The organism is Psychrilyobacter sp. (assembly GCF_049671765.1).
Lineage (GTDB): Bacteria > Fusobacteriota > Fusobacteriia > Fusobacteriales > Fusobacteriaceae > Psychrilyobacter.
In genome coordinates, this window is sequence record NZ_JBATVM010000139.1 from 1 (window position 1) to 8,202 (window position 8,202).

7 protein-coding genes are annotated in these 8,202 nt (G+C 29.9%); all 7 read left to right on the top strand.

What is annotated here, in order from left to right; translation table 11 throughout:
- Positions 1 to 192, top strand: a 192-nt coding sequence (locus WBG30_RS06690; RefSeq protein WP_424503868.1) for an HAD family hydrolase, incomplete at its 5' end; no start/stop codon positions are given.
- A gap of 268 nt (positions 193 to 460) precedes the next feature.
- Positions 461 to 1,042, top strand: coding sequence for a TetR/AcrR family transcriptional regulator (locus WBG30_RS06695; RefSeq protein ID WP_424503869.1), 582 nt, complete (start codon positions 461 to 463; stop codon positions 1,040 to 1,042).
- 27 nt (positions 1,043 to 1,069) lie between these two features.
- The gene (locus WBG30_RS06700) at positions 1,070 to 2,335 is read left to right on the top strand and encodes a TolC family protein (protein WP_424503870.1); all 1,266 of its coding nucleotides are present in this window, start codon (positions 1,070 to 1,072) and stop codon (positions 2,333 to 2,335) included.
- A gap of 58 nt (positions 2,336 to 2,393) precedes the next feature.
- A complete protein-coding gene (locus WBG30_RS06705; protein ID WP_424503871.1) occupies positions 2,394 to 3,518 on the top strand; it encodes an efflux RND transporter periplasmic adaptor subunit in 1,125 nt (374 codons plus the stop codon).
- A 10-nt stretch (positions 3,519 to 3,528) separates the two neighbouring features.
- A complete protein-coding gene (locus tag WBG30_RS06710) occupies positions 3,529 to 6,558 on the top strand; it encodes an efflux RND transporter permease subunit (RefSeq protein WP_424503872.1) in 3,030 nt (1,009 codons plus the stop codon).
- Between the two features lie 172 nt (positions 6,559 to 6,730).
- The gene (locus tag WBG30_RS06715) at positions 6,731 to 7,045 is read left to right on the top strand and encodes a PG0541 family transporter-associated protein (protein WP_424503873.1); all 315 of its coding nucleotides are present in this window, start codon (positions 6,731 to 6,733) and stop codon (positions 7,043 to 7,045) included.
- A gap of 242 nt (positions 7,046 to 7,287) precedes the next feature.
- A partial coding sequence (locus WBG30_RS06720; protein WP_424503874.1) for a sigma-54-dependent transcriptional regulator occupies positions 7,288 to 8,202 on the top strand: 915 nt, incomplete at its 3' end.

Here is an 8,202-nt window from a genome sequence, read left to right on the forward strand (position 1 = left end):
GAAGAGATAATAAGTGTAGGAGATTCTTATAATGATATGACTATGTTAGAGGTAGTAGGGATGCCAGTAGCTGTAGAAAATGCCAAAGTAGAAGTAAAAAATATGGCAAAATTTATTTCGACATCTCATGATAATCATGGATTGAAAACAGTGATTGAAAAATTTATAATCGGTAAAACACCAAATATGTAATGGGTAAGGTGACGTTTGCTCATTCAAAAGGGTAAAAAAATATAGGAATATAGAAAAAAAGCACAGAGAATTGATTTCTTATGTGCTTTTTTTTAGACTGAAACAAGTCCATTAAGAGGATCTTAAATTAACCTAGAGAATTTTTATTTATATAAAGGATTTCTAGTAATATCAACGTATAATTAAAAGTTGACTTTTTGACTTTAATATTATACACTTTCCTTAAATTGACTAGTCAGTCAATTTAAAAATAAGGGGGATGGGAAGGATGGATAATAAAAAGAGAAAGAGAAAAATAATAATAGAAGTAGCGATGAAGCTTTTTGTAGAAAGAGGGTTTCATGGAACGCCTACTAGTTTAATAGCTAAAGAAGCTGGAATAGCTACAGGTACCTTATTTAATTATTTCAAAACCAAAAACATTTTAATAAATGAAATTTTTATAGAAATAAAATTAGAACAAAAAGAAGGTATTTTAAAAGATTTAGAGGAAGCGAAGACTTCAAAAATGAAATTAAAAAAAATATGGAATAATTTAATTATATGGGGAATAAAGAATCCAGAAGAAAGAAAATTTATAAATTATTTTGCTAATTCTAATTTTATAAGCGATGGCACTAAAACGGAGGTGCAAAAAAATTATAAATTTTTATTGGATATTTTTAGAGGTATTATTAAAAAAAAAGGTATGAAAAATGTAGATGAATTGATGTTGATACTTAATTTTATGGGAGCTTGTGTATTCACAGGAAAATATTTTCATATAACTAATGAAGTCTATGATGAAAAACTATCCAATGAACCATTTGAAAGGTTTTGTAAGAGTATAGATCTAGGTGATGAAGATTAATTATTTTAATAAAAAGGAGAGAAAAAAATGAAAAAAATTATTAGTTTGATGTTGATATTAATGGCATCTTCCCTATGGGGGTCAGAAAAAATGACTTTAAATGAATCTTTAGAGATGGCTTATAAAAATAACTATGAGTATCAAAATGTGAAAATTGATAGAGATAATACTGATTTACAAGTGAGAGAAGGATATAAATCAGCTGCTCCTAAACTGGATTATAGAGGAGGATATACTCTTACAGATGACGACAATCAAATGAGTATTATAGGGGATCCAAAGAGTGATCAAAGGATAAACCATGAACTTGGAATTACTCAGCCTATTTATAATGGTGGAACGGTAATTACAGGAATTGAAATTGCTAAGATATCTCAAGAATTGATGACATATAAATTGGCTAAAAGTAAGAGTCAATTAAAGTTAGAAGTTATAGATGCATACTTAAAGGTGATCGCTCAAGCAGAAATTATCAAAGTATATAAAACATCTTTAGAGGAAGTTAAAGCGGCCTTTGATCAAGCAGAGAGAAAATATGAATTAGATCTAATCTCCAAATCTGATTATTTACCCCTTAAAACACAAGTGATATCTACGGGAACTAATTTGGTAGAAGCACAAAATCAAGGCGAAATATATATGATTGAATTCAAAAATATTATTGGAATGCCGATAGATCAAAATGTGAAATTAGAAGAATTAGAATTTAAAAAATATGATCTTGATTTGATAGATGTTAACGAAGATACAAATTATGCTATATTAAATAATAAAGATAGCCGAATATCTCAATTAAATACTGATATAGTTGAAAAACAGGAAAAGGTATCAAGGGCAGATCTATTGCCACAAATAAATGCAAGATTGGCTTATAATGCTGAAGATCGTCATTTGAATGATTCTATGGATGATTGGTACTGGACCGCTGGAGTTGAGATTAATTGGAGATTATTTGATTTTGGGAAAACTTTGGATGCCTATACAAGAAGTAAAAATGAGACTAGAAAAGCTGCAAATATAGAGAGAAAAACTTTGGATGACTTAGAGGTGAACATTAGGACTAACTATATTGACTTGGTTAAATTAAATGGAACGACAGAGGCTAAAGAAGCAGAATTAGAAGCTTCAGAAGAAAATTATGATCTACAAAAAAGAAAATACAATGAAGGTATTATATCTATTACAGATTATTTGATTTATGAAACGAAATTAAACGATACAAAATTATCTCTTATTAAAACCAAGTTAGACTATTACTTTGCATATGAAAAATACTTAGAAGATTTAAAATAAAAATTAAAAAATTAAAAAATTATTAACTAATTTGCTCATGGGCAAACGGGAGGATAGGATGAATAAATTAATGAAGCTGATAGCTATATTACTTGTAGCATTGAGTATAGTGGCTTGTGGGAAAAAAGAAGATACTGTTAAGGAAAAAGAAGATATAAATTATAAAAATGTAAAATTGGTAGATGCTAATCTAGGTGAAATAAATAAAGTGGCAGTATCATCTGGGTCTTTGGATTCCATAAATGAGACGGAAGAAACTACAAAAAGTAGAGTGGATATTATAAAAATAAATTATAAAAATGGAGATAAAGTAAAGATAGGAGATGTAGTATTAGTACTTGAAAATCAAGATGTAAAATCTGCATACTTAGACTCTAAAGCCAGAGTGATTTCATCAAAAGCAGATTATAACACTCAAAAAATTACATATAATAAATATGAAGTTCTTTATACTGAAAAATTGATTTCAGAAGAGGAGTTTTTAAGTATTAAGAATAAATTAGCTTCTAGTGAGGGAGCGTATAGATCTGCCATGGCGGCACTTTTAAAAAATGAAAAAGATTACAATGATCTTACTGTAAAAGCCAAGATAAATGGTACAATAGCAGATTTAGATCTTAAATTATATCAAAAAGTAGAGAAGGAAGAGCCACTATTTAAAGTGGTGGACAATGAGAATTTAAGAATCTTAAGTGGTGTATCATCTCAAGACATAATTGGATTAAAGACTGGAGAGGTAGCTAATATCTATGTGGAAAATTCTTTAGAATTTGTTAAAGGAACTCTGTATGAAGTTAATCCAATCGCTAATTCATCAACTAGAAAATTTGAAGTTAAGATCAAGATAGACAATAAAGATTCTAAATATAAACAGGGTATGTTCGCAAGGGTAGAACTGTATACTGGGAAAAAAGAAGGAATATTAGTTCCTAAAAAAGCTGTAATTATCGAGGAATTATATTCATATATATTTGTGGTGAATAAAGAAAATATCGAATCAGAAAAAGAAGGAATAAAAGAATCTAAAGAGATGTTGGTAGCCAGAAAGATAAGAGTGGATTTAGGTATTTCTGATGGAGAAAATCAAGAGATAGTAAGTTCGGATTTAAAAGAGTCAAATAAGGTAGTAGTAGTGGGACAATACTCTCTAAATGATGGGGATTTTATAAAGGAAGAGAATTAGGAGGACGAAGATGGCTATATCATCAATTGCAATAAAAAGACCAGTTTCGGTTATTATGCTTATGATAACTATGGTAGGAATGGGTTTATTAGGATTAAAAAATATGCCAGTAGACTTGATGCCAAATATGAATGTTCCTGTAGTAATGATTCAGACCGTTTGGATAGGAGCTACTCCAGAGGATATGGATAGTTTGGTTACAAGAAAAATAGAGGAAGTTATGCCTAATATAGAAGGAATAAAAGAGATGAATTCAACTTCGTCAGAAAATATGTCCTTTGTTGTATTAGAATTTGATTATGGAACAGATACAGATAAGAAAGTAACTGATGTACAGACAGAATTAAATAATATCAAGAATGATCTGCCATCGGATATAGATACTCCCATAGTAAAAAAAGTTCAACCAGGGGGAGAAACAGTAATTGCTGTTTCAGTATCGGCTGAAGATTTAATTGCAGCTAAAAGTTTGGCAGAAAATAGAATCAAGCCTAGATTTCAACAGATCTTAGGAGTTGGAAATGTAGAAGTTTATGGTGGATATGAAAAGGAAGTAAAGGTAGAGGTAGACCCTAATAAGATAGAATCTTATGGAATGAATATTGATGACCTTTATAATATAATAGGGCAATCTAGTACCAATATTCCGGCTGGAACTGTAGAAGAAGGTGGAAAAAGATATCTTATTAAAGTAATGACAGAATTAAAAACTGTAGAAGAAGTACAAAATATAGTTATTAGTAATGAAAATGGTAAAGTTTTATATCTAAAAGATGTAGCTGATGTAAAATTGGGAAATAAAGATGTAGATAGTTATAATAGGATGAATGGAACTCCTTCTATTTCGATATCGGTAGAAAAATCTACAGATGGAAACTCTGTGTCGATCTCAAAAGGAGTAAAAGAAGCTATTGAATCTCTTTCTCAGACGTTACCACCAGATGTTAAATTAAGTGTATCTTATGATACATCTATAGATATATCTAACTCTATAAATAATGTAAAAAACAGTGCCATAGCAGGTTTAATACTTGCTTCAATAGTATTGTTTGTGTTTTTAAAAGATGTGAGAGCTACTATTATCATAGCTATGGCAATACCATTATCTATTATAGGGGCATTTTTTCTACTTAATAGTATAGGAGTAGGGCTAAATATAATCTCTCTCATGGGATTATCCTTAGGGGTCGGAATGTTGGTAGATAATGGGGTAGTAGTCCTAGATAATATCTATAGACATATGACCGAACTCAAAAAACCTAAATTTGAATCTGCCAGAGATGGAGCTTCGGAGATGTTAATACCAATCATAGCTTCTACAGCCACTACAGTTGCGGTATTTTTACCTATAGTAATGACTGAAGGGCTCGCTAAAGAAGTATTTTGGGGAATGTCGTGGGCTGTAACTTTTTCATTATTAGCATCTTTATTAGTTGCAATGACCTTTGTTCCAATGGTGGCTAATAAGATATTAAAGGAAAAGGTTATAGAAGTTCAAGATGGAAAATTACTTACTTTTATAAAGAAGAAATATGTAAAATTGTTATCATTGACATTAAAACATAAATTTAAGACTTTATTGATAGTAATAATAATGTTCTTTGCCATAGTAATACCAGGAATCAAAATAGTTGGAGGAGGATTTATTCCTGCAACAGATGACAATGTATATGTAGTAACTGGTGAAACACCACCAGGAGTTACGCTAGATAAAGTTGACTCTATTACTAGAAGAGTTGAAAAAATATTAGGAGCAGATAAATATACAAAAAATCTAGAAACATCAGTAGCAAATGATGGATTTTCTATCAACGTAAAATTAGATTTAAGAAAAGATAGAGATAAGTCTGTATTCGAGATAACAGATGTTATAAGGGAAAAATTAAAAGGAATTCCAGATGTAGACTTAAATGTAGCCGATGGATATGCCAAGGGACCAGGTAGTGGTGGAAGAGACATAGAATTAGATCTTATATCAGACAATGCAGGACAATTGGACAGTTTTTCTGAATTAGTCTTTTCGGAGATGGAAAATATGTCAGAAATAGGTGACTTTAAGAGTAGTTTGACTGGAGGAAGTCCTGAGGCTAGGATAATTATAGATAGAGAAAAAGCTAGATATTATGGTATAAGACCAGCAGATATAAATAAGATAATCTTTTATCAAGTATTAGGATCAAATCCTATAGATCTTAAAACAGATTTAGAGGAGATTGAGGTAAATGTAATGATGCCTGATGAATATAGAAAATCATTGTCTAAACTCATGACAAGTAAATTAAAATTAGATTCAGGAGAGATTATCCAAGTTTCCGATGTAGCTTATATAAAAGTAGTAGAAGGGCCAGCGGAAAAAGAAAAATTAAATAGAATTAGAAAGGTAACCCTAAGTGCAAACTTAAGAGATGGAAATAACAGTAAGAATGTAGAAAAGTTGATTACCGAAAGAATAGAAAAATTAGGTGTGCCAACTAGTGTAAGTTATAGATTTGGTGGGGACAATCAAAGAACTGCTGAGATGATGGGACAATTAGCTAACTCAATGCTTATAGCAATATTTTTAATATTTGTAATATTGGCTTCTCAATTTGAATCATTGGTACTACCGTTTATAATAATGGGATCTGTACCACTATCTATAATGGGAGTATATGCAGGACTTATCATTACAGGAAAAGAATTTAACGTAATGGTAATGGTAGGAATAATCATGTTAGCTGGTATAGTAGTTAATAACGCTTTAGTATTAATAGACTATATAAAATTATTAATTGCAAGAGGAAGTGACAGAAGACAAGCGGTGCTAGAAGCTGGTAGAACAAGGTTGAGGCCAATTCTTATGACTACCTTGACAACTATGTTAGGAATGATGCCATTAGCATTAGGAATAGGTCAAGGATCTGAAATGTATCAAAGTATGGCTATTGCTGTTATCTTTGGATTGATGGTTTCAACATTATTGACTCTAATAATAATACCAGTACTTTATGAATTAGTAGAAAATGGAGTGGATAGGGTAAAAAACAAATTTAAAAAGTAACACTTTCACTGTTGTCGTTTTCTCGATTAACGAGTATTGAAATTTATTGTAATTAAAATAAATTTTAAATGTCACAAAGAAAACTATTACTAGACAGTTTAGTGTCAATTTCTCTTACAAAGAGAAACTATAAGAAGGAAAAGTAGGTTAAATCGACAAAGGGGAGGACTCTATGGAATTAAATGGTGAATATAAAGAACTCAGAGTACTGTTTGATGGATCTTTAGAAGAATTGATATTGGAGGAGCTAAAAAATAGCGATGTTATAAAATATGCAATTATTTCAAAACTAAAGGTATCGTGGCAGAAAGGAATAAAGCACTTGAATACTCATGTTTGGCCTGGAGAGGATCAGGCATTACTAGTTATAGTAGAAAAAGAAAGATGTTATGAACTAGTAGAAAAATTTTCGAGATTGAAAAAAAGTTTAGATTATAATATAACCTTTGATATCTCAGTAAGAGCATTAGAATATATTAATTTATAGTTTAAATGAGGGTGTTTATCGCCCTCATTCTGAATTTTTAGAGCTTTAAAATTTAATAATTACAAATATAAGAAATAATCAGTAATATTTGAACAAATTTTTAGAATATTTTTATCTTTGTGTAATGAAATTGGATATATGTTTCAAAAAAAACAAAATAAAACAAAAAAATCTTGAAATTTGACACTTGGTTGGTTATAATACAGTGATGAAAAAAAACAAGAATATGTAGGAGGGATGTTGTGAAAAAATCGATTTTAGCGATTTCTGAGAGAAAAGAAATTTTAAAGCAGGTAAGAAAAGAATTGTTAGGTGAATATGAAGTAATTACTTTTAATAATTTTTTAGATGGATTAGATATGTTGAGGGAAAGTGATTTTGATATTATTTTATTAGATCAAAATATGACATGGTTTACTTTCACAGAGGTAAGAAGAAAATTAAATGGTATAGGAAAAGATTTTGTAGTAGTAGGATTGATAGAAGAAGAAACTGAAGAAGTATTAAAAGACCTAAGAGGCGCTGATATATATAACTATTTATTGAAACCTTTATGTATAAAGGAATTTAATAAATTAATTTTTCCAGCTTTACAAAGCTTATCTATATTAAAGGAAAAGAGAAAGTTAGAAAAAAAATTATCTGATACAGAAGAAATCCAAGAGATTGTAGGACAAAGCACTAAGATAAAAGAGATTAAAAATCTAATAGATAAGATAGCAGAAAGTGACTTAACTGTTCTTGTTAGTGGAGAAAATGGTGTAGGAAAAGAACTAATAGCGGCAGAAATTTATAAAAAATCTGATAGAAGAAAGAAAAATTTCATGGTAATTAGTTGTGCATCTATGTCTTCAGATATAATAGAATCAGAGTTATTTGGATATGAAAGAGATGTTTTCCCTGGGTCTGGATCAGGAAAAATAGGAATTTTAGAAGAAGCTGATGGTGGAACTGTATTCTTAGATGAAATTACAGGTTTAGATATCAAAGCTCAAGCAAAATTACTAAGAGTAATAGAGTACGGTGAGTTCAGAAGGGTAGGGGGGAATAAAACTAAGAAAGTAGATATTAGATTTATTGTTTCTACAAACAAGAACCTTAAAACAGAGGTTGAGAGTGGAAAATTTAGAAGTGATCTATATCATAGATTAACAGCT